Origin of the sequence: Rhizobium lentis (assembly GCF_014200175.1) — a bacterium.
Lineage (GTDB): Bacteria > Pseudomonadota > Alphaproteobacteria > Rhizobiales > Rhizobiaceae > Rhizobium > Rhizobium mulingense.
The window spans coordinates 1-1,935 of sequence record NZ_JACHBD010000043.1 but is presented as its reverse complement, the minus strand read 5'-3'; the positions used below and the strand labels follow the sequence as shown (position 1 = coordinate 1,935).

Here is a 1,935-nt window from a genome sequence, read left to right as displayed (position 1 = left end):
CGTTGAGAGAGAATCCGTTTTTACGCGGCCACGTGCAGCGCGCCAACCCAGATGAGACGATCCCCAGTGCCGGGGCAACATCGAATGTGCACGTCGCCAGTCTTCCTTCAAAACGTTGACGTTTGGCCAGCATCCCAAGAGGCGACGACTGTCGCATCTCTCTTATGTCGTATGCAAGCTCTTTAGTCATGCCTTTTTCCTTCCGGCTTTGACGACGAAAGCACAGCGTGAAGCTACTGAGCAAACGAGGAAGGCAGGGCATTTTGACGACGGCTGACATACTCTTATGCGCGGGCTGGGTACCGCGGGCTGTCTCTGTCGAACGTCGCAGGGAGCGTTATCGATCATGACGCGCTCGACGGTAATGCCGAGGGTATTATAGTAGGTCAGAGCCGCCCTTGAGAAAGGCGACCGCGCGCTCCTTCTTTTCGTCTGGCAATATCTGCGAGAAGGCAACCCGCGAGGCGTCATCAATGGCGACGTGAACGTACTCCCAGCCAGCGCCCCAGCCTTTGCCCCTGAGCGAACTTTGGCGGGTTCGATCACCCGTGATGCGGTGGCCAACCTGGCTGAAGCGGCCAAGTTTCTTGATGTCGATATGGATCATTTCGGCAGGCCGCTCGCGCTCATAGCGTCACACCGGTTCGGCCGGCTCGATATCCTTCAGCCTGGAAAGACCGGCGCGCTTGAGAACCCGGCTCACCGTTGCCGCCGACACGCCCGTCTGCTTGGCGATGTGCTTGCCCGTCAGCCGCTGTCGGCGCAACACTGCAATCTCGCCGGCAATGTTGGCCGCGGTGCGTCTCGGACTTGTCCGCGGCCGCGACGACCGGTCCGCCATGCCGGCGGCGCCATCCGCCAGAAATCGCGCCTTCCAACGAGCGACCACCTTCGACGTCACCCCATATGTCCGCGCAGCCTCGGCTTTGGGCCAAGCGCCCTCAATAACGGCGCGCGCCATCTCCTCTCGACGCCGCGGTGTCAAACGGGCATTCTTGTGAATGTTCATTCGGTCCTCCTGCGTTTTCATCTCGACGGCGGGTGTCGGCATGGTTCCCGACGGGCTCGATTTTCGTCCCGATGCGGCCCGGCTGGGCGATGCTGTGATCATCCCAGACTCCATCTGTGACCACGGTGTCGCCGTGATGTCGAAGCGCGAGAACCTGGAATTCGATAGAGATATCGTCTCCGCAGCGCAGCGCTGAACCAGCTCGTAGCCGTGATGGTCGCGGCGGCGGGAGGCATATCCGGTTGATGCGGATCCAACGCGCGGCGGCATCGCCGTACCCTGAACGAAATCGCCAGCCAGTCGAAAGCCGGCTTTCGCATCGAGGAGGATGCGATCCCCTTTTCGTCAGGCCGAAGGTATCGGAGACCACGACATTTTCATGATGCGTCGATGGTACAATATGGAATTCACATATAACCTTCCGGAAGCTGAACGTATCTGCGGGAAGATGATTGACGCATCATCAAATAATCCGCGAGCCCTTAGTGAGTTCTGGAGCAAGCGCGGACAATGCCATTTAGCGAGGGCAACTTCTCTGGCAACGTCAAGTCGCGAAAAGCCTTTTATCTCTTCGGGACTCTATCGTTAATCATTTCGAAGGATGGTGGATTGCGGCGACAGCTCGAATCGATTCTTGGGAGGGCAGTTGTTGGGCAGACCGTCCTTTGCACCGCCTCGTTTCGTGGATGGGGCAGGATGTTGAGCATATATTTTTGCTGATTGAGGAGTTAGCGCAGAAGCGTCACGATATCACTAGAAATAGGATGTACCACGTAATGTAATAACATTCCATAAGGGTTATTATGGAACTGTCGGGCGGCCTGGCCGCTGCTAGAGCGGGATGATTTTACGTCCGTTCATATCCGGCTTCCTTGAAGTAGTTTAGGCACTCTTGTGGCGAGACGGTTTGGAGGATAGCTGCAAGT

At 57.4% G+C, this 1,935-nt stretch carries 1 protein-coding gene and 2 pseudogenes; 1 reads left to right on the top strand and 2 read right to left on the bottom strand.

Features of this window, described 5'->3' with window-relative positions; genetic code table 11:
* Both GGI60_RS31775 and GGI60_RS31640 read right to left on the bottom strand, forming a co-directional pair.
* Nucleotides 1-190, bottom strand: a 190-nt coding sequence (locus GGI60_RS31775) for a hypothetical protein (protein WP_210316836.1), incomplete at its 3' end; no start/stop codon positions are given.
* Between the two features lie 137 nt (nt 191-327).
* Nucleotides 328-1,009: pseudogene (locus GGI60_RS31640) on the bottom strand (leucine zipper domain-containing protein); the annotation flags it as partial.
* A 13-nt stretch (nt 1,010-1,022) separates the two neighbouring features.
* On the opposite strand from GGI60_RS31640, the pseudogene GGI60_RS31635 reads away from it, so the two are divergent.
* Nucleotides 1,023-1,348, top strand: a pseudogene (locus GGI60_RS31635) (AIR synthase-related protein); the annotation flags it as partial.
* Between the last annotated feature and the right edge of the window lie 587 nt (nt 1,349-1,935).